General features: G+C 68.8%; 26 protein-coding genes and 1 pseudogene. 8 read left to right on the top strand and 19 right to left on the bottom strand.

What is annotated here, in order from left to right; translation table 11 throughout:
- Window positions 1–8: 8 nt before the first annotated feature.
- The 8 genes from atpA to H2Q94_RS04865 all read right to left on the bottom strand — a co-directional run bounded on the left by atpA (window position 9) and on the right by H2Q94_RS04865 (window position 7,229).
- Window positions 9–1,652, bottom strand: coding sequence for a F0F1 ATP synthase subunit alpha (gene atpA, locus H2Q94_RS04900; protein ID WP_243792469.1), 1,644 nt, complete (start codon window positions 1,650–1,652; stop codon window positions 9–11).
- A gap of 62 nt (window positions 1,653–1,714) precedes the next feature.
- On the bottom strand, window positions 1,715–2,545 hold the full coding sequence (locus H2Q94_RS04895; protein WP_243792467.1) for a F0F1 ATP synthase subunit delta: 831 nt from the start codon (window positions 2,543–2,545) through the stop codon (window positions 1,715–1,717).
- Between the two features lie 72 nt (window positions 2,546–2,617).
- A complete protein-coding gene (locus H2Q94_RS04890; RefSeq protein ID WP_243792464.1) occupies window positions 2,618–3,172 on the bottom strand; it encodes a F0F1 ATP synthase subunit B in 555 nt (184 codons plus the stop codon).
- Window positions 3,173–3,203: 31 nt separating this feature from the next.
- Window positions 3,204–3,458 (bottom strand): ATP synthase subunit c family protein, encoded by a 255-nt coding sequence (locus tag H2Q94_RS04885; protein ID WP_243792462.1) that lies wholly within the window; start codon window positions 3,456–3,458, stop codon window positions 3,204–3,206.
- Between the two features lie 58 nt (window positions 3,459–3,516).
- The gene (atpB, locus tag H2Q94_RS04880) at window positions 3,517–4,296 is read right to left on the bottom strand and encodes a F0F1 ATP synthase subunit A (RefSeq protein WP_243792459.1); all 780 of its coding nucleotides are present in this window, start codon (window positions 4,294–4,296) and stop codon (window positions 3,517–3,519) included.
- Window positions 4,297–4,541: 245 nt separating this feature from the next.
- Entirely contained in the window at window positions 4,542–5,015 is a 474-nt protein-coding gene (locus H2Q94_RS04875; RefSeq protein ID WP_243792456.1) for a Cg1360 family ATP-synthase-associated protein, read from the bottom strand.
- On the bottom strand, window positions 5,012–6,184 hold the full coding sequence (locus H2Q94_RS04870) for a glycosyltransferase family 4 protein (protein WP_243792454.1): 1,173 nt from the start codon (window positions 6,182–6,184) through the stop codon (window positions 5,012–5,014). Before H2Q94_RS04870 ends, H2Q94_RS04875 begins: the two co-directional genes overlap by 4 nt.
- A 394-nt stretch (window positions 6,185–6,578) precedes the next feature.
- Window positions 6,579–7,229, bottom strand: a complete 651-nt coding sequence (locus H2Q94_RS04865) for an L-threonylcarbamoyladenylate synthase (protein ID WP_243792451.1) — start codon at window positions 7,227–7,229, stop codon at window positions 6,579–6,581.
- A 253-nt stretch (window positions 7,230–7,482) separates the two neighbouring features.
- Here H2Q94_RS04865 and H2Q94_RS04860 point away from each other — a divergent pair, with 253 nt between their 5' ends.
- A complete protein-coding gene (locus H2Q94_RS04860; RefSeq protein WP_243792449.1) occupies window positions 7,483–8,352 on the top strand; it encodes an alpha/beta fold hydrolase in 870 nt (289 codons plus the stop codon).
- A gap of 186 nt (window positions 8,353–8,538) precedes the next feature.
- Here H2Q94_RS04860 and H2Q94_RS04855 read toward each other — a convergent pair whose 3' ends face one another.
- The 4 genes from H2Q94_RS04855 to H2Q94_RS04840 all read right to left on the bottom strand — a co-directional run bounded on the left by H2Q94_RS04855 (window position 8,539) and on the right by H2Q94_RS04840 (window position 12,434).
- Complete coding sequence (locus H2Q94_RS04855) at window positions 8,539–9,492, bottom strand: ABC transporter substrate-binding protein (protein WP_243795538.1); 954 nt, start codon at window positions 9,490–9,492, stop codon at window positions 8,539–8,541.
- A 62-nt stretch (window positions 9,493–9,554) separates the two neighbouring features.
- Entirely contained in the window at window positions 9,555–10,607 is a 1,053-nt protein-coding gene (locus H2Q94_RS04850; protein WP_243792447.1) for an ABC transporter permease, read from the bottom strand.
- The gene (locus tag H2Q94_RS04845; RefSeq protein ID WP_243792445.1) at window positions 10,607–11,371 is read right to left on the bottom strand and encodes an ATP-binding cassette domain-containing protein; all 765 of its coding nucleotides are present in this window, start codon (window positions 11,369–11,371) and stop codon (window positions 10,607–10,609) included. Before H2Q94_RS04845 ends, H2Q94_RS04850 begins: the two co-directional genes overlap by 1 nt.
- An 88-nt stretch (window positions 11,372–11,459) precedes the next feature.
- The gene (locus H2Q94_RS04840) at window positions 11,460–12,434 is read right to left on the bottom strand and encodes a LacI family DNA-binding transcriptional regulator (RefSeq protein ID WP_243792443.1); all 975 of its coding nucleotides are present in this window, start codon (window positions 12,432–12,434) and stop codon (window positions 11,460–11,462) included.
- A 432-nt stretch (window positions 12,435–12,866) separates the two neighbouring features.
- On the opposite strand from H2Q94_RS04840, the gene H2Q94_RS04835 reads away from it, so the two are divergent.
- Window positions 12,867–13,226 carry a DUF3817 domain-containing protein gene (locus H2Q94_RS04835; protein ID WP_258718661.1) on the top strand — a complete coding sequence of 120 codons (360 nt, stop codon included), beginning with the start codon at window positions 12,867–12,869 and terminating at the stop codon, window positions 13,224–13,226.
- Between the two features lie 175 nt (window positions 13,227–13,401).
- Here the strand turns inward: H2Q94_RS04835 and H2Q94_RS04830 are convergent, their stop codons facing one another.
- Window positions 13,402–13,902, bottom strand: coding sequence for a MarR family winged helix-turn-helix transcriptional regulator (locus H2Q94_RS04830; RefSeq protein WP_243792441.1), 501 nt, complete (start codon window positions 13,900–13,902; stop codon window positions 13,402–13,404).
- A gap of 132 nt (window positions 13,903–14,034) precedes the next feature.
- Between H2Q94_RS04830 and H2Q94_RS04825 the strand changes: the two genes are divergently transcribed.
- A complete protein-coding gene (locus H2Q94_RS04825) occupies window positions 14,035–14,340 on the top strand; it encodes an MTH1187 family thiamine-binding protein (RefSeq protein WP_243792438.1) in 306 nt (101 codons plus the stop codon).
- A gap of 61 nt (window positions 14,341–14,401) precedes the next feature.
- Here H2Q94_RS04825 and H2Q94_RS04820 read toward each other — a convergent pair whose 3' ends face one another.
- Window positions 14,402–14,662, bottom strand: coding sequence for a hypothetical protein (locus H2Q94_RS04820; protein ID WP_243792435.1), 261 nt, complete (start codon window positions 14,660–14,662; stop codon window positions 14,402–14,404).
- Window positions 14,663–15,009: 347 nt separating this feature from the next.
- On the opposite strand from H2Q94_RS04820, the gene trxA reads away from it, so the two are divergent.
- The 3 genes from trxA to H2Q94_RS04805 all read left to right on the top strand — a co-directional run bounded on the left by trxA (window position 15,010) and on the right by H2Q94_RS04805 (window position 17,799).
- Window positions 15,010–15,933, top strand: a complete 924-nt coding sequence (trxA, locus tag H2Q94_RS04815) for a thioredoxin (RefSeq protein WP_243795534.1) — start codon at window positions 15,010–15,012, stop codon at window positions 15,931–15,933.
- Window positions 15,934–16,137: 204 nt separating this feature from the next.
- Complete coding sequence (locus tag H2Q94_RS04810; RefSeq protein ID WP_243792432.1) at window positions 16,138–16,320, top strand: hypothetical protein; 183 nt, start codon at window positions 16,138–16,140, stop codon at window positions 16,318–16,320.
- A 153-nt stretch (window positions 16,321–16,473) separates the two neighbouring features.
- Window positions 16,474–17,799 carry a DNA polymerase IV gene (locus H2Q94_RS04805; protein ID WP_243792430.1) on the top strand — a complete coding sequence of 442 codons (1,326 nt, stop codon included), beginning with the start codon at window positions 16,474–16,476 and terminating at the stop codon, window positions 17,797–17,799.
- 15 nt (window positions 17,800–17,814) lie between these two features.
- Here the strand turns inward: H2Q94_RS04805 and H2Q94_RS04800 are convergent, their stop codons facing one another.
- From H2Q94_RS04800 to H2Q94_RS04790, 3 genes are all read right to left on the bottom strand, one after another.
- Window positions 17,815–18,600: a hypothetical protein gene (locus H2Q94_RS04800; protein ID WP_243792428.1), complete on the bottom strand. Its 786-nt coding sequence runs from the start codon at window positions 18,598–18,600 to the stop codon at window positions 17,815–17,817.
- A 125-nt stretch (window positions 18,601–18,725) separates the two neighbouring features.
- Window positions 18,726–19,913: an acetyl-CoA C-acetyltransferase gene (locus H2Q94_RS04795; RefSeq protein ID WP_243792425.1), complete on the bottom strand. Its 1,188-nt coding sequence runs from the start codon at window positions 19,911–19,913 to the stop codon at window positions 18,726–18,728.
- A 279-nt stretch (window positions 19,914–20,192) separates the two neighbouring features.
- On the bottom strand, window positions 20,193–21,203 hold the full coding sequence (locus tag H2Q94_RS04790) for a hypothetical protein (RefSeq protein ID WP_243792423.1): 1,011 nt from the start codon (window positions 21,201–21,203) through the stop codon (window positions 20,193–20,195).
- Between the two features lie 153 nt (window positions 21,204–21,356).
- Here H2Q94_RS04790 and mce point away from each other — a divergent pair, with 153 nt between their 5' ends.
- A complete protein-coding gene (gene mce / locus H2Q94_RS04785) occupies window positions 21,357–21,797 on the top strand; it encodes a methylmalonyl-CoA epimerase (RefSeq protein ID WP_243792421.1) in 441 nt (146 codons plus the stop codon).
- 7 nt (window positions 21,798–21,804) lie between these two features.
- Here the strand turns inward: mce and H2Q94_RS04780 are convergent.
- A pseudogene (locus tag H2Q94_RS04780) lies at window positions 21,805–22,556 on the bottom strand (TetR/AcrR family transcriptional regulator).
- Window positions 22,557–22,655: 99 nt separating this feature from the next.
- Entirely contained in the window at window positions 22,656–23,048 is a 393-nt protein-coding gene (locus H2Q94_RS04775; protein ID WP_243792418.1) for an SPW repeat domain-containing protein, read from the bottom strand.
- A 169-nt stretch (window positions 23,049–23,217) separates the two neighbouring features.
- Between H2Q94_RS04775 and H2Q94_RS04770 the strand changes: the two genes are divergently transcribed.
- The gene (locus H2Q94_RS04770) at window positions 23,218–24,768 is read left to right on the top strand and encodes a proline-rich domain-containing protein (protein ID WP_243792416.1); all 1,551 of its coding nucleotides are present in this window, start codon (window positions 23,218–23,220) and stop codon (window positions 24,766–24,768) included.
- Window positions 24,769–24,932 lie beyond the last annotated feature (164 nt).

The following is a 24,932-nucleotide window of genomic DNA, read 5'->3' as shown; positions in this document are numbered from 1 at the left end:
CTACCCGGTCACTTCTTCGGGGCGGGCTTGTTGACCTGGACGGTTTCCTGGCCCACCGCACCCGCGTCCATCGCCTCGGCGTCGGCTTCCTTCGTGAGCGAGGAGCCGTCGGAGGTCGTGAACTGCTTCTTGTACTCCTCCACCGAGTCCACGATCAGCTTCTGGCCGTCGTCGGAGAGCTTCTTGCTCTCGACGATGTCCTGGAGCAGCGACTCGTGGGTACGGCGCAGGTAGGCGAGGAACTCCGACTCGAAGCGCCGCACGTCGGCGACCGGAACGGTGTCGACGTGGCCCTTCGTGCCGAGGAACAGCGAAACGACCTCTTCCTCGACCGGCAGCGGGTCGCCCGCGCCCTGCTTGAGCAGCTCCATCAGGCGGGCACCGCGGTCCAGCTGCGCCTTCGACGCGGCGTCGAGGTCCGAGGCGAAGGCGGAGAACGCCTCCAGCTCGCGGAACTGCGCCAGGTCGATCTTCAGCGAACCGGTGACCGACTTCATCGCCTTGATCTGCGCGGAACCACCGACACGGGACACCGAGATGCCGACGTCGATGGCGGGGCGCTGCCCGGCGTTGAACAGGTCCGACTGCAGGAAGCACTGGCCGTCGGTGATGGAGATGACGTTCGTCGGGATGTAGGCCGACACGTCGTTGGCCTTCGTCTCGATGATCGGCAGCCCGGTCATCGAACCGGCGCCCATCTCGTCCGACAGCTTCGCGCAACGCTCCAGCAGACGGGAGTGCAGGTAGAAGACGTCACCCGGGTAGGCCTCGCGGCCCGGCGGACGACGCAGCAGCAGCGAGATCGCGCGGTAGGCCTCGGCCTGCTTGGTGAGGTCGTCGAACACGATCAGGACGTGCTTGCCCTCGTACATCCAGTGCTGACCCAGCGCGGAACCCGCGTACGGCGCCAGCCACTTCAGACCCGGCGAGTCCGAGGCGGGGGCGGCGACGATGGTGGTGTACTCCATCGCGCCGGCGTCCTCGAGGGACTTCTTCACGCCGGCGATCGTGGAGCCCTTCTGGCCGATCGCGACGTAGATGCAGTGCACCTGCTTGGCAGGGTCACCGCTGTCCCAGTTGCTCTTCTGGTTGATGATCGTGTCGACCGCGACCGTGGTCTTACCGGTCTTGCGGTCACCGATCAGCAGCTGGCGCTGGCCGCGGCCGATGGGGGTCATCGAGTCGATGGCCTTGATACCGGTCTGCATCGGCTCGGCGACGCCCTGGCGCTGCACGACCGTGGCGGCCTGCAGCTCGAGGGCGCGCTGCGCCTCCGCCTTGACCTCGCCGAGGCCGTCGATGGCCCCGCCCAGCGGGTCCACCACGCGGCCGAGGAAGGCGTCGCCGACCGGCATGGAGAGCACCTTGCCGGTCCGCTTGACCTCCTGGCCCTCTTCGATGCCCGCCGACTCGCCCAGGATGACCGCGCCGATCTCCTGAGCCTCCAGGTTCATCGCCACGCCGTAGACGCCGCCGGGGAACTCCAGCAGCTCTTCGGTCATCACCGAAGGCAGGCCCTCGACATGGGCGATGCCGTCACCGGTATCGGTGACGACGCCGACCTCCTCGCGGCTGACCTCCGGGGAGTAGCTGGAGACGTACTTCTCGATCGCACTGCGGATCTCGTCCGACGAGATCGTCAGCTCCGCCATGTCTCGTTCCTGCTCTCGGTTCGTTCTGGAAGGAAGTTCGTGTCCGGGCCGCGCGCTCGCCGTCAGTCGGCGAGATCGCGCCGGAGGGACTGCAGGCGCCCCGTGGTCGTCCCGTCGATGATCTCGTCACCGACCTTGATCAGCAGGCCGCCGCCGACCGTCGGATCCACTTCCAGGTGGACCGCGATGGGCCGCGAATAGATCCGCTGCAACGTCGCCGCGAGCCGCTGCTGCTGCTGCTCGGTGAGTTCGATGGCGGACCGCACGTGCGCCACCGAGCGCTCCCGGCGCTTCGCCGAGAGCTCCGCGAGCTCCTCCAGCCCTTCGCTGACGTGTCCGCCACGCGGATGCGCCACGAGCTGGCGCACCAGGGCCTGAGTGACCGGCTCCACCTTGCCGCCGAGCAGCTCGTCGACCAGAGCGGCCTTGCCGTCGGCGGCGGCCGCCGGGTCGGCCAACAGCCGCTCCAGCTCCAGTTCGGCGCTGATGATGCGGCCGAGCCGGAACAGCTCGTCCTCGACCGCGTCCAACCGCCCGGCCCGTTCCGCCTGCACCAGCAGGGCGACCCGAGCCAGCCGTTCCAGACCTCCGACCAGGTCCTTCGCGCTCGACCAGCGGGAGCGGACGGCTTCGACGACCACGGGCAGCGCCCGGGCGCCGAGCTTGCCGGCCAGCAGCTGCTTGGCCAGCTCCTCCCGCGAACGGGGTTCGGTGGAGGTGTCCGCCAGCGCCCGGCGCAGGGCCGACTCACGACCCAACAGGGCGGCCACGCCGAACAGTTCGTCGGCGAGGCCGGTGATCTCCGCGGCCCCGGCCCCGTCGGTGGCCTGCAACAGCTGCAGCTCGGTGGCTGCCAGCGCATCGCGGCTCGCGGCGTTCACGAGGGTGCTCAACTCTCCAGGGCCTTTCGTTCTGGGGAAACCTTCGGGGACCACATCATGTGCGTGTCCATCGCACCGGCGCCGTCAGGACCTGCTGGACCCGGACGGTGCCGACGTGGAATCCAGTTCCTCGAGGAACCGGTCCACGGTGCCGCGACGACGGGCTTCGTCCTCAAGGGACTCCCCGACGATACGACCGGCCAGATCCACGGCCTGCCGGCCGAGGTCGCCGCGCAGCTCCGCGATGATCTGCGAGCGCTGCGCCGCCAGTTGGTTCTGGCCTTGCGTGACGATCCGCTCCGACTCGGTCTGCGCCTGCGCACGCATCTCCGCGACGATCTGCTGGCCTTCGGCCCGCGCGTCGTCCCGGATCCGCGCCGCCTCGGCGCGCGCCTCGGCCAGCTGCGACTTGTACTGCTCCAGCGTCCGGTGAGCCTCCGCCTGGGCCGCTTCGGCTCTGGCGATACCACCCTCGATCTGTTCGCTGCGCTCGGAGAACACCTTCTCGAAGCGCGGAACAGCGTACTTCTGGAGCACGAACAGCAGCAGGAGGAACGCGATCAGGCCGACGATGATTTCCGACGTCTCCGGCAGGATCGGGTTGTGCTCGCCTGCCGCCGCCAGAATCTCTGTCTTCACCACAACGTCTCCCTAAAACAGGGTCGGGGACTCAGGCTCCGGACGCGATGAAGTAGACGACCAGGCCGATCAGCGCCAGCACCTCGACGAGCACGAAGGAAATCCAGGCGATGCCCTGGAGCTGCCCCTGGGCTTCCGGCTGCCGGGCGGTGCCGTTGATGACAGCGGCCCAGATCAGGCCGACACCGATGGCAGCGCCGATGGCGCCCAGCCCATAGCCGATCGCGGCCAGGCCTGCATTGATGTTCGCGGCTTCAGCGGCCTGCGCAAGAACGATGTTGCTCACTTTCACTACCTTTCAACTCGGTCCGCAGGTACTTGCGGATCGGAGGTCTTGGTCTTTTTCAGTGGCCCTCGGCCAGCGCCGCACCGATGAAGTTGGCGGTCAGCAGCGCGAAGATGTAGGCCTGGAGTACCTGGATCAAGGCCTCGACGAAAGTCAAGGCAATCGCGAAGGCGAAAGCGAAGATCGAAACCGGCTTGAACCCGCCGCTCGCCTCGAGCAGCAAGAACTCGCCACCCAGGATGAACACCAGAAGCATGAGGTGACCTGCGAACATCGCCGCGAACACCCGGACCGCGAGCGCGGCGGGCTGAGCGATGAACTTCTGCAGGAACTCGATCGGGGACAAGATCAGGTAGATCGGCTTCGGCACGCCCGGCGGGAACATCACGTGCTTGAAGTAGCCACCCAGTCCGTGACGCTTGATCCCGACACCGTGGTAGGTCACGTACACCACGATCAGCAGCGCGACGGGGAAACCGATTCGGGCCATCGTGGGGAACTGGAGGAACGGAACGATGCCGAAGATGTTGTTCACCAGTACGAAGGTGAACAACGCGAAGATCAGCGGCACGAACGGGCGGAAATCTTTGGCGCCGATCTGCTGCCGGGCGATCGTGTTCCGGCTGAAGCTGTAGATGTACTCCGCCACGAACTGGCCCTTGGAGGGAACCACCTTGAGGCTGCGGGTGGCGACCACGAAGTACACGGCAACCAGCACGGCGGCGAGCGCGACAAGCACCATCGGCTTGGTGATTCCGCCTACGATCGGCGGGAGGACAAAACTATCGGCACCTGGCGGTACGAACTTCCCGCCCTCGGCCATCACCAGCGTGCCCAACTGGGCTCCTTCCGGTTCTCCCGATCGAGGTCGCTCAATCGGGGGAATCGTCACGATTTGCACTTAACGTACCTGATACCCGATCCGACTGCGGAGGGGCCTCATCCAGGCTCAGGGCTCCCACTCGGGGAGCCGCATCGAGCCTGCTCGCGGTGCGCGGATCAGCCGCACGCGAGCAAGATACCAGCGAGTAATCTAGCCCTTCGCACCGCCGGTCGGGCTACGACGGATGCCCGAACACTAGTTCATCGACCTGGCACGATCGTCGGGACCTTCGTCCGGCGAAACGCCACGGCCTCCGATGTCGCCCAAACGAGCACCATCGCGATGAAGGTGAGCGCCAACGTCATGGCGTCGACGGCTTCTACTCCGCGCAACGCCATCATGGTGACCAACAGCGCGAACATCTTGATGAGGAAGCCGCCCATCGAGGCGCCCAGCACGAACATCGACGCCATGCCCGCCGTGCGATGCATTAACCACAGCGTGAACAGGGACGCTCCGGAAGCGACCATCCCCGCCGTGACCGCCCCGGCCACGCCCGGCACTCCGGCGGCGAAGTAACCGGCGATCGCGGCGACGACGACGGTGATCGCGACCGGGAGCACGGACATGCGCAGCATCGCGTCGGCGAGGGCGCGCACCACCCGGGCGTGCTCGTTCACCGGCGCATCGTCGGTCGGCTTGTCGTCGACCGGCGTGTCGGCGTCGTCGCTCATCTGGTCTCTCGATCGGCTCGGGCCCGCATCCTGGGAATCACCGAGATAATAGCCGCCACGATGACGCCCACTACGATGACCCACGCCACCAGCACCGCGCTGAACAGCGTCAACGAAACCGCGCCGAAGGCGATCACCGCCGCCCACGAGTAGATGAGCAGCACCGCCCGGCGCTGCGAGTGACCGATTTCCAGCAGCCGGTGATGCAGGTGCATCTTGTCCGCGTGGAACGGGCTCTTGCCGGCGCGGGTGCGGCGCACCACCGCCATGATCAAGTCCAGCAGCGGCACGAACAGCACGGCCGCCAGCACCAGCAGCGGCGAGAGCAGCGCCAGCAGATCCTTGCCGCCGAAACCCGCGTAATCGGCCTTGCCGGACGCCGAGGTGCTCGCCGTCGCCAGCATCAGCCCGATCAGCATCGATCCCGAATCGCCCATGAAGATCCGCGCGGGCTGGAAGTTGTACGGCAGGAAACCCATGCATGCGCCCGCGATCGACGCCGCGATCAACGCCGGCGGATACGCGGTCACATCGCCACCGTGCTGCTGCAGCAGGCTCAGGCAGAACGCGCAGGTCGCACTCGCCGCGATCAACCCGATACCGGAGGCCAGCCCGTCCAGGCCGTCCACGAAGTTCATCGCATTGATCATCGTGACGACCAGCAGCACCGTCAGCAGCTGCCCCTGATTGCTATTGAGCACCATGAGCTGTCCCATGTGGCCCTCATCGCCGCCCCACGGCACCCAGAAGCCGAACCACTGCACGCCGAGCAGCACGAGGATTCCCGCCGCCGTGACCTGACCGGCGAGCTTCGTCAGCGAATCCAGCTCGAACCGGTCGTCCAGCGCGCCGACCAGCACGATCAGGCCGCCCGCCACGAGCGCGGCCACCGCGTCGTTGGAGAACTCGAAACCGCGCGACAACGCGGGCAGATTGCTCGCCAGGAACATCGCGGCCAGCACCCCGCCGAACATCGCGACTCCGCCCATCCGAGGGATCGGCGTCAGGTGCACGTCTCGTTTGCGGGGGTAGGCGACCGCGCCCAGGCGGATGGCCAGCAGCCGGACCAGGCCGGTCAGCATGAACGTCACCGCCGCCGCGGTGAGCAGTACGAGCAGGTACTCGCGGACGGGCATGCCCGCCGGAGCCCACAGGGGTGCGTTGTCCATGGCGGCGGCTCTACCCTCGCGGGCCGACGGCCCGCGGAAGGTCGATGTTCAGCCCCCAGAACGGCGTCTTCAAGCTCGGCGCTCCTCATCGCTGTCCACGTTGCGCATCTGGGGCTAACGCTATCGGCCAACAGCCGCGCCACGACCACCGGTCCGGATCAGCGAAGATCGTCCGGGGCGCGGCGAGCCCTGTCGTACGGCGAGGAAGGGAACCTTCCTGTCACGCCGACGCGGCCAACGAACGTTCGCAACGGCCCTGCCCTGCGAATTCCGGTCATGCGAGGAAGGGAACCTTCCTGTCACCGCAGGCCGAACGGGGATCGCGCCTCGCCGGACGATCGGTGCGAGGAAGGGAACCTTCCTGTCGTAGTCGGCCGCGAAGGCCGCGGACGGCTCACGCCGCGGTCTCGACCTCGAAACCGAGCACCTCGGACAGGTCGGCGAGGGTCACCGCGCCCTCTCGCAGCACCCGCGGCTGCGGCTGGGTGAGATCCACGATCGTCGAGGCGACCGCGTCACCGGCAGGGCCGCCGTCGAGGTACACCGAGACCGACTCGCCCAACTGCTCCCGCGCCTGCTCCGCCGCCGACGCCGGTGGGTGTCCCGTCCGGTTCGCGCTCGACACGGCCATCGGGCCGACCTCGCGCAGCAAGTCGAGAGCGACCGGATGCAACGGCATCCGCAGGTTCACTGTTCCGCGCGTATCGCCCAAGTCCCACGCCAGCGACGGCGCCTGTGGCAGCACGAGCGACAGCCCGCCCGGCCAGAACGCCTCCACCAGCGACCGGGCCTGCCGCGACACGGACTGGACCAAGCCGTCGATGGTGGACCACGAACCGACCAGCACCGGAACCGGCATGTCCCGACCTCGGCCCTTCGCCGACAACAACGCCCCCACCGCGTCGGAGTCGAAGGCGTCGGCGCCGATCCCGTACACGGTGTCGGTGGGCAGAACGACGAGCCCACCGGCGCGGACGGTGTTCGCGGCAGCGGCGAGACCGGATTCCCGGTCGTCCGGGCGGTTGCAGTCATACACGGTGCTCACGCTCCGATCCTGGCACGCCACGCATGCGGCCTGGCGGGTGGTGCCCGCCTGCTGCGCTGCGGGCCTATCCTCCCCAGTAACACCGGCGCCCCATCGCAAGATCGAAAAGGTGCGCGCGTCCCCGGCGGAGTCGTTGCCCTCGTCACCATTCAGTTACGGCAACGTGACGGTCCCGCCGCACGTCTGATCGAACGAACGGCAGGTCCGCAATCCGGACAGCCCGTCTCAAGCCAGTTCCGAACAAGGAGTACAGATGACCGCCCCGCCCCAGGGTGTCGAGGTCGACCACGTCGAGTTCCCTGCCGGCAAGATCCGCTACTTCCGCGCGGGGTCCTCGGGACCCGCGATCGTGCTGTTGCACGGCGGCGGTCTGGACAATGCGATGTTGAGCTGGCGACACACGATTCCCGTGCTCGCCGCGGACCACCGCGTCTACGTGCCCGACCTGCCCGGCCAAGGCGGAAGCAGGCCGTGGCACGGCCGCGCCAACCAGCGCACCTTCGAAGAGGTGCTGCGCTGGTTGCTCGACGCCTGGCAAGTGCGGGACACCATGATCGTCGGGCTGTCCATGGGCGGCAGCATCGCCACCGGCTTCACCTTGCGGCATCCGCGACGCGTGCGGGGACTGGTGCTCGTCGGCTCCGGCGGACTGGTCTCCCGGCTCGACCACCACTTGCTGAGCTACCTGGCGACACGAGTCGACTTCGTGGGGTCGGCCAGCGCGAAACTGCTGGCGAGGCGGCGTGGGCTCGTCCGGCGAGTGCTGGCGAAGCAACTGTTCACCGGCGACCGGCCCGTGCCGGATCTGGAGAGCATCGTCGAGGAGGTCAGCGCCGAAGCCGGCCAGCGCGAGTCCGTGTTCTCCGACTGGCAGCGCGATTCGCTCGGGCGGCGCGCGATGCGCATCAACCACGGCCCGCACCTGGACCAGATCAACTGCCCGGTGATGTTCATCCACGGCGATCAGGACAACGTGGTGCCGGTCTCGTCCTCCCAGCAAGCCGCGACGGCGATCTCCGGTGCTCAACTGCACGTGATCCCCGGCGCCGGGCACTGGCCGAACCGGGAGAAGGCCAACGAGTTCAACGCCCTGCTGCGCGAGTTCGTCAACGCCCGATCCTGAGCCGCTCAGCCCGGCCGAGCGAACCGCGAACGTCCCCTCCCCGCCACCACGCGCCGGTCACCACCCTCACCCAGCAGTGCCCACCTCCAACTCCGCACCGTGATGCCCCGACGCGCGCCCTGATGCGAGGAAGGGAACCTTCCTGTCACCGGTGACAGGAAGGTTCCCTTCCTCGCAGAGCCGCGCTCAGCAGGTGGCGCGGTAGAAGTACTGGGCTTGTGACTGCATGGAGTCGCGGGTGAGGGCGATCATGTCCGTTTTGGTTTCGCGTTCGACGGGTTCGCCTTTGATGGCGGCGATGGCTCGGGTGACTCCCTCACGGCCGATCTCCGCGGGGTTCTGCGCGATCAGGGCCTGCACTCGGCCGTTGCGGAGGTCGTCGACCTGCTTGGGGCTGGCGTCGAAACCGACCAGCTGCACTTGGCCGGACCGTCCGGCGTTGGCCAGCGCGGTGCCCGCGCCCTCGCCGGTGTTGAGGTTGGTGCCGAACACGCCGACGAGGTCGGGGTTGGCGGCGAGGGTCGCGGACACGATCTGCGCGGCGGTGGCGGGCTCGTTCTCGGTGTACTGCGTCGGCAGCAGCCGCAGGTTGGGATGCTTGGCGATCTCCTCTTCGAAGCCGCGCGCGCGTTCGTCGGTGGTGGAGGTTCCGGCCTTCGTGTTCAGTGCGAGCACCGCGCCGGGGCGGTCCCCGACGAGCTCGGCGAGGGTCTGCGCGGCGAGCACCCCGCCTGCGTGGTTGTCGGAGGACAGCGAGGTCACCGCGACGGACTTGTCCTCCAGGGCGGTGTCGACCTCAACGACCTGCACGCCGTTGTCCTTGGCCTGGCGCAGCGGAGTGGCGAGCGCTTTGTCATCGGTCGGCGCGATGATCACGGCGCCGGGTTGGGAACTGACGACTCCGTTGAGCAATTGGGCCTGCTCGGCTTGTTCGAACTTTTCCGGAGCTTGCGCGTTGAGCTGGTATCCGGCGGCCGCGGCCGCTTCTTTCGCCGCGCATTCGATGGAGACGTAGAACGGCTCCCCGCGCATTCCGGTGAGCAAGGCCAGGTTCTTGTTGTTCGGGTCGGTGGCCGCTCCCCCGGTGTCCCCGATCTGCCCGGAGCCGCATCCGGCGAGCAATGTTCCCGCCGCCAGCATGACCACGAATTGGGATCTGATTCTCACTTTTTCCTCCACACGCCGTTGTGCTGAAAAGCGGGTCAGCGGCTGTTGCGATTTCTCCTGCGCCGCTGGTCGAGCCAGACGGCCGCGACGAGCACGGCGCCGACCGCGATCGGTTGCCAGAACGGCCGGACCCCGGCCATGACGAAACCGGCGTCGAGCACGGCGGGGATGAACACGCCGATGACGCTGCCGAGGATCGTGCCCACCCCGCCGAACAGGCTGGTGCCGCCGAGCACGACGGCGGCGATCGCGTTGAGGTTGTCGTTGCTGTGCCCGCTGATCGTGGTGGTGCCGAAGTAGGCCAGCGACAGGAATCCGGCGAATCCGGCCAGCACTCCGGTCAGCGCGTACACCGCGACGAGGTGCCTGCTGACGTTGATTCCCGCGCGCCGCGCGGCTTCGGAGTTGGAGCCGATGGCGTAGGTGTGCCTGCCGAACGCCGTGGTGTGCAGCACCCAGCCCGCGATCAGGGTGACGATCGCAGCGAGGATCACCAGGTTCGGCACCACGCCGAACGAGGTTCCGGTGCCGAGCGTTTCCCGCAGCGCGGCGGGCACGGTGCGCACATCGATGCCATTGGTGAGCAGCTGAGCCGCGCCCAGCGCCGCGCCGAACGAACCGAGCGTGACGATCAGCGCAGGCACTTTCGCCACGGCGACGAGCAGACCGTTGAGCACTCCCCAGGCGGCGCCGCCGAGCAGCGCCACGATCAGCCCGACGGTGATCACGCCCCACCCGGCCCCGGTCGCGTCACCGCCGCTGAGCGCCTCCATCGTCTGCGCGGACACGACACCGGCGAACACCAGGACGGAACCCACGGACAGGTCGATGCCGGAGGTGATGATCACGAAGGTCATCCCGACCGCGAGCATCAGCAGCGGCGCCGCCTGCACCAGCAGCGTCTGCAGGTTGAACAGCGTCGGGAAGGCGTCCGGGCGCACCGCGCTGAACAGCACGCACAGCACGACGAGCACCAGCCCCGTCCACAGCGTCGGCGAGGCGGCCAGCCGGGCGCGGAAAGTCTTGGCTGCGGCGGAATCCGTGGTGGCCACGGATCCGTCCGCAGCGGATCGTTGCGGTGCCGACATCAGTTCTCATCCTCCTGAGCCAGTGCCCCGGTCATGGCCCCCACGAGCTCTTCCAGGCTCACGTCGGCCGCGCGGAATCGGGCGACGCGGCGCCCGAGCCGCAGCACTTCGACGCGGTCGGCGACGGAACGCACTTCAGGCATGTTGTGGCTGATCAGCACGACCGAAATGCCGGTGTCCCGCACGCGGCGCACCACGTCGAGCACCCGTTCCCGCTGCACCACGCCGAGCGCCGCGGTCGGTTCGTCGAGGAACACCAACCGGTCCGCCCAGGCGACCGAGCGGGCGACGGCGACGCTTTGGCGCTGCCCACCGGACAACGCCCCGATCGGCACGTCCAGGTCGGGCAGCGAAACGCCGAACGTCGCGAACTGCTCGGCGGCGCGGGTGCGCATGGCGGTCTTGTCCAGCATGCCGAGCTTGCCGAGCAGCCCGCCGCGGCGAATTTCCCTGCCCAGGTACAGGTTCGCCGCCGGATCCAGCTCGGGGGCGACCGCCAAATCTTGATAGGCGGTCTCGATGCCGTGCGCGCGGGCCGCGCTCGGCGAATCCAGGGTCACCGGTGTCCCGGACACGCTGATCCGCCCGGAATCCGGCTGCTCCACGCCGGACAGGCATTTGACCAAAGTGGACTTACCGGCTCCGTTGTCCCCGATGAGGGCGACCACTTCGCCTGGATGAACGGTGAAAGAGGCGCCTCGCAATGCCTCCACCCCGCCGTATCTCTTGGTGAGTTCGTGTGCTTCCAGCAGCGGTTCGGACATCAGACCTTCCCAGGTGGGCTCGGGTGCTCCGGTGGTGCGATCGAGGCGGCGCAGGACACCGGGACCGGTCGGGCGTCGTGCGCGGTGTTCACGCCGGCACCTCCCCGGATCCCCGCAGCAGCAGCCGGGTGGGCAGCACCAGGCGTCGCGGCGGCGTGGTGTCCCCGGCGAGGCGCGCGTACACCGTCCGCGCCGCCGAAGCGCCCAGTTCCCGGACGTCGTAGGTGATCACCGTGATCGGCGGGTCCAGCAGATCGGCGAGTTCGAAATCGTCGAAACCCACCAGTGCGGGCCGCCCGGCCCGGCCCGCCAGTGCGCGTAGCGCGTGGACGGTGATCCGGTTGTTTCCGGTGACCAAGGCGGTCGCGGGGCGCAACGGCCCGGCCAGCGCCGCGGCCACCGAGTCAGCGGTGTGCGGCCCCATTCGCACCAGGCCCGCGTCGAACGGGACACCGGCCTGCGCACAGCCTTCGCGGAAGCCCCGCAACCGCTCGGCCGCCGTGTTGATGCCCGGTGAGTCACCGAGGAAAGCGATGCGGCGGTGGCCATGCCCGGCGAGGTGGCGGGCGGCCAGTGCCGTGCCGCCCACGTTGTCCACCAGCACGGTGTCCGCCTCGACGCCGCCCGCCGGCCGGTCGACGAACACGACCGGGGTGCCTGCGGCGATCTCCCGCGCCAGGTAGCCGTGCCGGTCGCCCGCGGGCACGACCAGCAGCCCGTCGACGCGCCGGGAGAGGAACTCGGTGGCCAATTCCCGTTCCCTGACCGCGTCCTCGCCCGACGAACCGGTCAGCACTTGCCCGCCCTGCGCACGGGCGACCTCTTCCACCGCGCGCGTCAGCATCGAGTAGAACGGATTCGCCACGTCCTCCAAAACGAGCCCGACGATCCCGGTCTCGGCGCCACGGCGCAGATTGCGCGCATCGAGGTTGCGGCGGAATCCGAGTTGGTCGATCGCGATGTGCACGCGGTTCGCCGTTCCCGGATGCACGCCGCTCTCACCGTTGACGACCCGGGACACGGTTTTGATGCTCACACCGGCGAGACGGGCCACATCGTTCATGGTGGCCCGTCGAGCATTCCCGGAATCCGACAACGTTGTCATGATCTCGCGGATTTCACCGCTCCGGACCAGCGGTGTCAATGCTCGATTCGATTCCTGCGTACCGACGGCCGCAGAAATGCGGCCGAACGGCTCAATCAGCGGCACCGAATCATTCGCACGCGATCGGTTCCGCCGGTTCCGAAACATGATCCGGAACTGTGGCGCGACCCCGGCAAGACAAGGTTGTCACAAATCGATTTCGGAGCGGACGAGTCCGTTTCAGTGCGAAACCGGGCCTCTCCACGTGCCCCGACCCCGCGGAGCGCGAGCGCGGCAGGCGCACGGATGCTTCTCCCGATGTCACCGGTGGCGATGTGACCACGAGCACCCGGCACACTCGCAAGGGTCAAGTGCCGGTGAGCGGCACTACGTCCGAAAGGCGGTTTGAGGGTGTTCCGTACCTACGCGGGATGGTTCCGTCTCGTCGCGATCGCCGAGGCGTGCTCCTGGGCGGGACTGCTGATCGCGATGATGTTCAAGTACGGCTTCGGCATCCCGGAAGGCGTCACCGTCGCCGGCTGGATCCACGGCCTCGTGTTCACCGCCTACGTCATCGCCTGCCTCGTGGTGTTCAGCCCGCTGCGCTGGTCGTTCGGAGTGCTCGTGCTGGCGCTCGTGGCGTCCGTGCCGCCGCTGGCCTCCATCGGCTTCGAGCGCTGGGCGAATCGGCGCGGCCTGCTCACCTGGCAGGACTCCGCGGACCCCACGTTCTGGGGCCACGTCCGCTACGTCCTGCGCACCCTCAACTGACCCGGCCCGTCGCGCAGCGCATGCGAGGAAGGGAATCTTCCTGTCACCGGTGGCAGGAAGGTTCCCTTCCTCGCACCAGCGCGCGCTCCTGCCGGGGCGGAGCGGATGGTGGAGAACGCCTCAACCCGGTCTCGGCCGGGGAGTTGCAACGGGAAAGATCGGGGCGACGCCGGGCTCAGAAATCGCCCGCCGCGTGGCGGACTTTGCCGAGCAGTTCGGTGAGTTGCTGGGTTTGCCGCTCGGTCACGCCGCCCAGCCCGAACTCGATCTCGTTGACCGATTCGGTGGCGCGCTTCATCAGGTCCCGCCCGTCGTCGGTGATCTCGACGAGGGTGGTGCGTCGATCCGTCGGGTGCGGCACCCGGCGCACCAGATCGTCGTGTTCGAGCCGGTCGACGATGTTGGTGACGCTGGTGGGGTGCAGCTGGAGTCGATCACCCATGACCCGCATCGGCAGACTTCCGCGACTGGAGAACGTCAGCAGCACGAGCGCTTCATAACGAGCGAAGGTGAGGTTGTGCGGGCGCAGTGCCGTGTCGACCGCGGACTGCAGGATCTGCTGGACTCGCATGACGCTGGTCACCGCGGCCATCGTCGTCGACGGACCGATCCGCTCCGACCACAGCTCGGCCGCACGTGCGATGGGATCGAATGGCAGCGGGCTACGAGCGCTCATGATGCCGACGCTAGCAGCGGGCTTCGAATCGACGAATGACGATTCGACATCTCGAGCTGCCGACGAGCACGATGCCACCGAGAGCCCGCATGATCGTGGTCGGTTCCGAGCAGCGAGCAGGAGGAAGAGCGAATGTTGGTTGCGTTCAGCGTGGCACCGTCCGGATCCGATGATGGCGACGGCGTCAGCGCGGCGGTCGCGGAAGCGGTGCGGGTCGTGCGCGAGTCAGGCCTGCCGCACGAGACGACGTCGATGTTCACGACCGTCGAAGGCGAGTGGGACGAGGTCATGGACGTGGTGAAGCGAGCGACGGAAGCGGTGTCGTCGCATTCGCCCCGGACCAGCCTGGTGCTCAAAGCCGACATCCGACCAGGCCACACCGGGCAGTTGCACGAGAAGGTCCGGCGAGTGGAAGAACACCTGTCGACGGACCAGTGAGTGACACGGCCGGCCGGAGGCGCTGAGGCGTCTCCGGCCGGCCGTCGTCGCACGTGGTCGATCAGCCCTTGGCAGAGGGGTGGTCGATGACCGGCGCGTTGGTGCAGTCGCTCGTCTGCGGCGACAGGACCGGCACAACGACGCCGATGACGGCACCGACGTTGTTGCCGCACGCCTGGACCGGCACCGCGCTGATGTTGTTGTCGTCGAGCAGGTTGACGCCTTCGTTGCCGGCCGTGTCGGCGAAAGCGGTCGAACCGAGGGACACCATGCCGAGGGCGGCGATACCGGCGGCACCGGCAACGCGGGTTGCAATACGCACTTTCTTGAACCTCTCCTAGAACTGCGGGCAGGGGCTCGTCCCGGATCTCTCCCGGAACTCCCCGTCGAGCCGCCCAAGAACGAGCTCTTGAGCAGACTCAGTGGCTCCTTCGGCGATCAGCCCGGCAAAACCTGAGGGGTACACACGTAACGTCAAGCTTTCGAGTGATCATCGACACTCGTTCAGGTAGATGTCGTCGGCTGAACAAGCGCACCACTACCAGCCCTGCGCCTGTCCCGTCGCCCTCCGAACAACCCTTGCCCACGCACCGTGCGCATGGCGCGTCGTGTCAGGATGGAGAAGTGACGAGGCCCGATCCACGCCAGAACGCAGCCATGCCCGCCGCGATGGCGGGCGCAGTCGACCTGTCCGCGCTGAAGAACAAGGCGGACAACGCTTCCCAGCCACCGGCCACCGGCGGGTCCGCCGACGACACCGCGGCCGCCAGCGGTACGCCCGCGGTCATCGACGTCACCGAAGCGACCTTCCAGGCCGAAGTGGTGGACCGCTCCATGCAGGTCCCCGTCGTCGTCGATTTGTGGGCCGACTGGTGCGGCCCGTGCAAACAGCTCTCCCCCGTGCTGGAACGGCTCGCGCAGGAGAGCGGCGGCACCTGGGTGCTCGCGAAAGTCGACGTGGACGCCAACCCGCGGATCGCCCAGCTCTTCCAGGTGCAGTCCATCCCGACCGTGATCGCGATCGCGGGCGGACAGCCCGTTGAGGCCTTCGCCGGGGCACAACCCGAGCCGCAGATCCGGCAGTGGATCACCGCGCTGCTCGACGCCCTGCGGGAGCAACTCCCCGGCATCCAGGCCGCCGAGCAGGACGCCGCAGGTACCGCCGAGGTCGAAGAGGAACCCGAGGATCCCCGGTTCACCGCAGCTGAAGAGGCGCTGGACAACGGCGACTTCACCGCCGCCGAAGCGGCCTACCAGCAGATCCTCGAAGCCGAACCGAACAACGAGCAGGCTCAAGCAGCCCTCGCCCAGGTCCGGTTCAGCGCCCGCGCCGAGAACGCCGACCCGGCTGCCATCGACCGCGCCGACGCCGCGCCCGACGACCTCGACGCGCAGCTCGCCGCCGCCGACGCGGAACTCGCCACCCAGCAGGTCGAGGCCGCCTTCGACCGGCTCATCCGCACCGTCAAGCGCACCTCCGGCGACGAGCGCAACCGCGTGCGGCAGTACCTGATCGACATGTTCGAGCTGTTCCCCGACGGGGATCCGCGAGTCACCAACGCCCGCAGGGGACTGGCCAGCGCCCTGTTCTGAGCCCTCTCGCCCACCCGGCCGTCACCGACCTCCGGTGACGGCCGGTTTTGTCGTGCACCCACATCCCCGCACCGCATGCGAACGGCGCCCGTCGATGACAGGAAGGTTCCCTTCCTCGCACCGGTGGCAGGAAGGTTCCCTTCCTCGCCTGGTTCGTGCTTCTGATGCGCGCGGTGGCCGGGGCGTGCGTCTTACGCTGGAGGCATGGCTTCCTACGGTGAACTGTTCCCGGGGCGCAAGCTTCGACACGAAGGCGATCAGGGCACACCTGGACGTGAGCATGACCCGGGCGGCCCGCTCGATCTTGATCGTGGCGTGGTGTTCCTGGCGCCGCCGAAGCAGGAACCGGCCGAGTCCCCGGCCGCGGACGACCCCGACGAGGACTGAAACCGGAGCGGACCCGGCGACCGGCGCGGCACGAACGAGTTGCACGCCCGGCACCGACTGCCGGAATCCCCATTCCCGGCCCCGACTTCGCGCGCCGCTTCCGCTCGGTGCGGGGCCTGTGGTGGTTGTCGGGGTATCTCGTTGAATATGCCTATGCGGAGATGGGTGCTGCACATGGACATGGACGCGTTCTTCGCGTCCGTCGAGCAGCTCACCCGTCCCACCGTCGCCGACCGCGCGGTCCTGGTCGGCGGCCTGGGACCGCGCGGCACCGTGGCCGGTGCCAGCTACCAGGCCCGCGTTTACGGCGCCCGATCCGCGATGCCGATGGCCGAGGCCCGCCGCCGCTGCCCGGTGGCGGTGGTCCTGCCTCCTCGCGGCCGCGTCTACCAGGCGGTGAGCCGCAAAGTCTTCGACATCGTCCGAGAGGTCTCCGACGTCGTCGGGCAGGTCTCGATCGACGAGGCGTTCCTGGAGCCGCTGGAGCTGACCGGCGGTTCGGCGGACGAAGTGGAGCGGTTCGCGGCACGGCTGCGGGAACGGGTCCGCACGGAGGTCGGGGTGCCCGCCTCGGTCGGCGCGGGTTCCGGTAAGCAGATCGCGAAGATCGCCTCCGGCCTGGCGAAACCGGACGGCGCCCTGGTGGTGCCGCCCGATCAGGAGCACGAACTGCTCACGGGTCTACCGGTCCGCAAGTTGTGGGGAGTCGGCCCCGTGACCGAGTCGAAGCTGCACCGGATCGGTGTCTACAGCATCGGCGAACTCGCGGCTTTGCACTCCGGCGATGTCACGTCGCTGCTCGGCCAAGCGCACGGTGCCGAACTGCATCGGTTGGCGCACGGCATCGACGACCACCCGGTCGCGGAACGCGCGGAGGCCAAGCAGGTCAGTGCCGAGACCACGTTCGACGTGGACATCACCGAGCCGGTGCGGCTGGCCACCGAGGTGGGCGGCATGGCCGAGCACGCGCACCGCAGGCTCGTCACGTCCGGCCGGGCCGCGCGGACGGTGACGGTGAAGGTCCGCGACGCGGATTTCACGACGATCAGCCGCGCGGAGACCTTCGCCACCGCCACCTCCGACCTGGGCCCGCTCAGCGCGGCGGCCCGGCGGCTGGTCGCGGTGGCGGTGCCGCCGGGAACGCCGATCCGCCTGGTCGGGGTCTCCTATTCGGGTCTGGCCACATCCGAGCAGGAAGCACTGTTCGACAGTCCCGCCCAGCAGCCCGAACCTTCGGCCGCTCCGGATGAGCAAGCGCCGACGCCGACACCGGCGTCGCTGCCCGGACCGCGGCCGTGGCGAGCGGGGGACGACGTGTTCCACCCGGAGAACGGGCACGGCTGGGTGCAGGGCGCCGGGCACGGCCGGGTCACGGTCCGCTTCGAGACCGCGGCGACGGGCCGTGGTCGCGCACGCACCTTCCAGGATGAGGATCCGGCGCTCAAGCCCGCCGAACCGCTGGACAGCCTCGGCTGGTGAGGCCGCCTGCGCGGATCAGAGCTTGGTGGAGTCCGGCATGCTCACCGCGGGCAAGTGCCTGCGGTAGTGGCCGACCCATTTGCGCGGAGCGACGCCCTGCACCGCACGTTCCACCGCGCGCGGAATCCGCGTGAACGGCGGCAGGTGGAAGCGGTAGCGCACCGACGGTGTGCCCGGCAGCGACGGCTGCTCTTCGACCCGCCAGCGGTCCAGCTCCGGGTGTCGACCGGCGAAACCGGGGTCGGCCGGGTAGAACTCCAGCGCCACCCGCCGTTCCGGGTGCACCGGCCGCTTCTGCTCGATCCACGGCAGGCTGCCGATGCCGATGGCGGAGATCTCGTTCCAGGACACCCCGTACACCTCGCCGAGGGTGCGCGCGTAGAAACCGCTGCGGTCCAGCAGGAAACCGCGGCTGTTGAGCATGCCCCGGGAGGACAGGACGAATCCGAGGAAGATGACGCCGAGCACCAGCTGCCAGATCCACACGCCGACGCTGCTACCGCTGTTGGCCAGCGTCGCGGCGCACAGCACGGTGCCGAAACCGCTGAGCCCGCCGCCGATCAACAGCATCCGGAAGCTGCTCGCCGAGACGTCGACATCCTGCGCTTCCGGGCCGAGCCCGATCGGGGCCGCGGGCTCGGCAGGGCCGTCCTGCCGGTCGTAGACCCGGGTACCGGGGCCGCCGCGTTCCGCTCCGAACCGCGCGGTGGCAGTGTCCTTACCGGTGACGCGACCGGGCACGGTCGCCCATTCCCGTTCCGAGCGGTCCGCGCGTTGCCATCCACCTGGAAGCCACTTCATGCCCACCAGGGTAGCGGCGGGCACGCACAGTGATCACGGTCGGTGGTGGAAAACCAGGGCGGCATCAGGGTGATTTCCGGGTTCCCCGATACCGCCCAGCTTTGATCTTCAGCGCCGGCGGCGAGTCAGCTCTGGGGAACGCGCAGGATCAAGGCGTCGCCCTGTCCGCCGCCGCCGCAGAGCGCGGCCACACCGGTCCCGCCGCCGCGTCGCCGCAGCTCCAGCGCCAGGTGCAGCGCCAGGCGCGCCCCGGACATGCCGAGCGGGTGGCCCAGTGCGATGGCTCCGCCGTTGACGTTGACGATCTCGTCGGAGAAGCCCAGCGCCCTGCTGGACACGATGCCGACCGCGGCGAACGCCTCGTTGATCTCCACGAGGTCGAGCTCGGCGGCGTCCACGCGTTCCTTCGCGCAGGCGGCCTTGATCGCGTTCGACGGTTGTTCGTGCAGGCTGGCATCCGGCCCGGAGACCACACCGTGCGCACCGATCTCGGCCAGCCAGGTCAAGCCCAGTTCCTCGGCCTTGGACTTGCTCATCACCACGACCGCGGCGGCACCATCGGAGATCTGCGAAGCGGAACCCGGCGTGATCGTGCCGTCGGGGGCGAAGGCCGGGCGGAGCTTGCCGAGCCCTTCGGCCGTCGTGTCCGGACGAACGCCCTCGTCGGTGTCGACGGTGATCGGGTCGCCCTTGCGCTGCGGCACCGTCACCGGGGCGATCTCCTCGGCGAACACCCCGCGTGCGGCCGCGGCCCCGGCACGCTGGTGCGACCGGGCCGCGAACTCGTCCTGTTCCTGCCTGGTCAGCCCGTGCGCGGAGTTGTGCTTCTCCGTTGAGGCGCCCATCGCGATCTCATCAAAAGCGCAGGTCAAGCCGTCGAAAGCCATGTGGTCGACCAGCTGCGCGTCGCCGAACTTCACTCCCTCGCGGGAGTTCGCCAGCAGGTGCGGGGCCTGCGTCATCGACTCCTGCCCGCCCGCGATGACCACGTCGAACTCGCCTGCGCGGATCAGCTGGTCGGCGAGCGCGATCGCGTCGAGGCCGGAGAGGCAGACCTTGTTGATCGTCAGCGCCGGGACGTCCATCGGGATGCCCGCGTTGACCGCCGCCTGCCGGGCCGGGATCTGGCCCGCTCCGGCCGTCAGCACCTGGCCCATGATCGTGTACTGCACCTGCTCCGGGGCGACGCCTGCTCGCTCCAAGGCGGCCTTGATGGCCACCCCGCCGAGCTGCGCGCCCGAGAAGTCCTTCAACGAGCCCAGCAAGCGCCCCATCGGAGTGCGTGCCCCCGAAACGATCACAGAAGTGCTCACAGTCGCCTCCCGGCATCCTCATCGACTACCGCTGCGCGCCGTTGGGCCGGCGCATGCACCGCCCTCATGATGCGCCCACCCGACTCGCCCGGACCGGACCACACCCGTCGTGGCACGCAGTGCCATCTGCGCACCCTCGCACAGGTCCATCCCCGACCGGAAGAGAACGTTCCCGACACCACCCTCTCCCCCGAGACGAACTCAGCGCCCGCGCCGAGTCATGCGAGGAAGGGAACCTTCCTGTCACCGGTGACAGGAAGGTTCCCTTCCTCGCGTCGTTCAGCAGTCGCCGCGGGTGGCGGTGGTGTCGCAGAGGCCGGAGTCGGCCTCCCAGCTCAGCGCGCTGCGCGCGTCGACGCCGAGCTTTCGGGACGCGGACACGTCGGTTTTCGCACCGGAGTCACCCTGCAGCCAATAGCGCACCTCGTACTCGGCGCCGCCGCTGGTGTAGGTGAAGACGTAGAACGGGTCGGGCACCGGCGCCGGTCCGAAGTCCGGGGAGGTCCAGGAGTCTTCGCCTTCGACCGCATCGGGATCGACGTAGAGGCATTCGTAGGACTTGCCTTCGTAGGTGCAATTCCGCGGCTTCGCGCCACCGTGCCGGGTGACGGTGGAGTCCTTGGTGACTCCTTCTTTCCCGAGCCGCTGATAAACGTCCTCACAGGCCCCTTCGTCGCAGGCGTGCCAGGCCGACCAGGCGGTGTCGCGCGCGGAAGAACTGGACGCGCCGGCGTTCACCGAGTCGCAGTACTTCCCCACCAGGTACGGCGCGACCTTCGACGCGGCGGCGGTCGAGTCGATGGCGGTGGCGGCGGTCTCGTCGGCACCGAGCCCGGCGGAGTCGAGCTGCCACATCCCGACGCCGGGGTTGAAGAAGAGTCCGTCACCGCGTTGCTCGGGATCGCCGAGGGCGGTCTGGTCGTCGTACCGGGACAGGGTCATGGGCGACGGCGCCGCGCCTGATCCGGCGACTTCCGGCCAGGTCATCGCCAGGGTCAGGTTGGTCGCGGCATCGGCGCTCACCGAGCAGTCGGCGTCTTTCGCGGCCGCGGCCGCCGCGGATCGCACGGCTTCGTAGGATTCGGCCCCGAACTTCAGCGGGGCGGCGTTCACATGGGCTCGTTCGTGCTTGAGTCGGATCTCTTCGGGATTGGGACCGCCGCCGCCGGAGACGGACCCGCCGTCACCGGCCGCGGCGGCGAGCGAGGGCACCCCCAGGGTGACCACCGCGGCGGCCGCCGCGATCAGGACCGGCCGAGCTCTCAGCCGGTTCGGTTTCTTCGCAACCATCACTCGCCTTTCGACGTGAACCGGCAACATGTTCACGCCGATCACTGCAACCCCGACTCCGCCGATCAGCCCAATCCGAGAACCGCACAAGTCCTTTTTCTTGCCACATTTCGCACACCTTCGCCGGGTTCACGGCGCGTTAGGCTGCCCGCCATGTACAGCGAATTGAGCGGACTGATCACCGCCGTCGATCACGTCGGCATCGCGGTCGCCGACCTCGACGCTGCGATCGAGTTCCAGCGCTCGACCTTCGGCCTGGAAGTCACCCACAGCGAGGTCAACGAAGACCAAGGTGTCCACGAGGCGATGCTGCGGGCGCCGGGGGACGTCGCGGGAGCCACCCAGATCCAGCTGCTGGCTCCGCTGCGGCCGGACTCGGCGATCGCGAAATTCCTCGAACGCAACAACCCGGGCTTGCAGCAGCTCGCGTTCCGCGTCACCGACGTCGAAGCCGCCAGTGCGGCACTGCGTGCCAAAGGTTTACGGTTGCTCTACGACGCCCCGCGCCGCGGCACGGCGGACAGCCGCATCAACTTCGTGCACCCGAAGGACGCGGGCGGGGTGCTGGTCGAACTCGTCGAACCCGCGGCCTGACCGGACCTCACCTGTCGCACCGTGCGCGTTCGGCGGCCCCCACCCGCGTTCCGTGCCGCCGAACGCGCGGTTCCAGCGCGCGAGCGATGAAATCGATCTCGCGGTCCGTCGCCTCGTCGCGTTCGACGCGCCCGCTCACCGCATGCCGATGATCGACGACCCGCGCCAGCAGCACCGCCGCCGTATCGAGCTCGTCGCCGTCGCGCCGATCCGGCAAGGCGACTGAGACGACCTGGCGGATCTGCTCCACCACGGCCCGGAACCGCTCGCGCAACGCCCGCCGCACGGCGCTGTGCGTATCGGCCTCCCGCCACAACAGGTGGTTGAGCGGCAACGCGGATTCGAACTTCCGATCCAGCTCATCGACCAGCCTGCCGAGGCTTCCCGCCACGTCACCCGGATCACGATCCGGTCGGCGTCGACTCGATCGGCGGGCAACCGATCCACGAGCGCGACCAGCAAGTCCGGTTTCCGGCGGAAGTAGTAGTGGATCAGTCCTTTGGGCACCCGCGCCCGTTCCGCGATCCGCGAGGTGGGTGTGGCCGCGAATCCCGATTCGGCGAACAGCTCTCCCGCCGCCGACAGGATCCGGTCCCGCGCCGACGCCGGATTCGCTTCGAGGACCCGTGTTTCGGTCCGCCGACCGGTCGGATCGGCGGAATCCGCCCGGTCAGGGAGTCCTGCGGGCTTGCCCGCACCGCGTTCCCCGGCGGGTGCGTGGACCTGCCGACTCGTCCGCCTTCCCGATGCTCGTGCCATCGGCGTGCCTCTCCGGCCGACACCACCACGTCGGCGCCCGGCGACCCGGCGCGCGGAAGGGACCTTCCTGCCACGCGCGGAGCCGGCGACCAGCCGCGGCTAGTGCTGCCCGGCGGCCATTCCCCTGCTGTGCGCCACGTTCGCCTCGGGCAGCGCGGCGGCACCGACGACGACCGCCAGCACCCCCACCACCCAAGACGTCCAAGCCGCACCGGCGAGCCCCGAGTAGCCGAGCACCCATGGCGCGAGGAACAGCAGGACTCCCAGCAACATGTGGGCGTACTCGCTGGTCATCGAGCCCGGCATCGCAAGCGACCACACCGCGGCGAGCACCAGCAGCGCCCCCAGCACGATCATCGTCGCCACGGCGCCGCCGCTCGTCCGCGTCCACATCGTCGCGAGGATCACGTACACACCGAGCGCAAGTGCGGCCCAGTCCTGCCACCGAGTCCACGGCTTGATCTTGGACGGCTCGTTCGCCATGGTGGACATGCCGATCACCTCCAGCGCTGACGACGTCTTCACCGTTCGCCTTGGCTGGCCGGCCGGTCAAGGGACTTTCGGCCCGGCGGTACCGACCAGGTGGTTCGGGCAAGAGAATTCTCCCGTCATCCCGCCCACACCTCCCACAACGCCGTTGCCTTCCAGGTAGCGTTGCACCATGGGCCTCGCCGACGACCGTGATCTTCTCCCGCTGGGATCGGGCTTCGACCTCGTTCGCAAGAACGGATACGACCGCGCCCAGGTCGACGAGCATCTCGAACGGGTCGATGCAGATCTGCGCATCATCACTTCCGACCGCGACGCGGCGGTTTCACAGGCACGAGACCTGTCGAAGCAGCTGGAGTCCTCGCGTTCGGAGATCGAGAACCTGCGCGGGCAGGTGGAGCGGCTGTCCAAGCCGCCGACGACGCTGGAAGGACTCAGCGAACGGTTGCAGCGGATGCTGCGGCTGGCGCAGGACGAGGCCAACGACATCCGCTCGCGCGCGGAGAAGGACGCCGCCGAGACCCGCTCCCGCTCGGAAGCGGAGGCCGGTGCACTGCGCACCCGCTACGAGAAGCTCATCGCCGAGGTCGACACCCGGCGCTCCGAAATGGAGCAGGAGCACCGTTCGGTGCTCGACAAGGCCAAGGCCGAGGCCGAGCGGATCACCAACGAGGCCGAGGAGAACCGCACCCGCGCCGATGCGGAGTCTGAAGCCCGCCGCGTGCAGGTCGAAGAGGACTTCGAGATCGCGATGGCCGCCCGGCGCACCGAGTCGATGAAGACCCTCACCGAGCAGGAGACCACCAGCAAGGCCGACGCCCAGCGCCGCGTCCGCGAAGCCACCGAGGAAGCCAACCGCAGGCTGCGGGAAGGCACCAACGAAGCGCACCGGCGGGTCCGCGAAGCCACCGACGAGGCCACCAGGCTCACCACCGAGTCCACGCAAGCGGCCGAGAAGTTGGAGCGGGAGAGCACCGAAGCCGCCCAGCGCCTCGAGCGGGAGAGCACCGAGGCCGCGCAGAAGCGGGAGAAGGACAGCGTCGAAGCCGCGCAGAAGCTCGAGCGCGAAAGCACGCAGGAAGCCGAGCGGCTGATCAGCGAGGCCACCGAGCGTTCCGAGCTGATGATCCGCGAGACCACGGACGAGGCGACCCGGCTGGTCGAGGAAGGCACCCGCGAAAGCGAGCGCCTCATCCGCGAGGCACGCCTCGACGCCGAGCGCAGGCTGGGCGCCACCACAGAGGAGTGCCAGCGCAGGCTCACCAAGGCGGACCAGCAGGTGCATTCGCTGACCGAGCTGCGCGACACCGTCGCCGGGAAGCTGCGGGACGCCGCCGAACTGCTCGGGCAGACGACTCCGCTGCTGTCCCGCCTCGCGCAGGAGGACGAAGAGGAAGCCTCGCTGCGGGAGGCCGCTGCGGAAGCGCGCGAGCAGGCGCGCAAGTCCGCCGAGACCGCGGTCGCCGAGGAGCGGCCGCCGCAGCCGCGGGAACAGCGCACCCAGGAGCCGGCCGCTGCCGGTGACGGGCCGACGGAGAAGATCCAGCGGCAGAGCCTGCCCGGCAACAACCTCGCGCAGCAGCAGAACCCGCACGACCCGCCGACTCGGCGAATCCAGCTGCCCATACCCGGCGCCGCCGAGCAGCAGCGTCCCGGCGGCGGCAACCAAGGCGGGGTTCCCCAGGCCGAACCGGCCGAGCAAGGTTCCCGCCCGCGCCGCTGACTCCGGCACTCGGAGACGCCCCCGCGGTATCGATCCGCCGCCGGGAACCAGCGGACCCAACAACCCAGAACAGATCAAGATCCGGCCAGGGCACCGTCCCTGGCCGGATCTTTTTGCGCCCTCCCACCCTCAGCCACACCCCCACCGCCCTCGGCGGAGTCCAG

The organism is Saccharopolyspora gloriosae (assembly GCF_022828475.1).
In the GTDB taxonomy this organism is placed as follows: Bacteria; Actinomycetota; Actinomycetes; order Mycobacteriales; family Pseudonocardiaceae; genus Saccharopolyspora_C; species Saccharopolyspora_C gloriosae_A.
The sequence above is the reverse complement of the archived record's forward strand: the minus strand, read 5'-3'. Positions and strand labels throughout refer to the sequence as shown.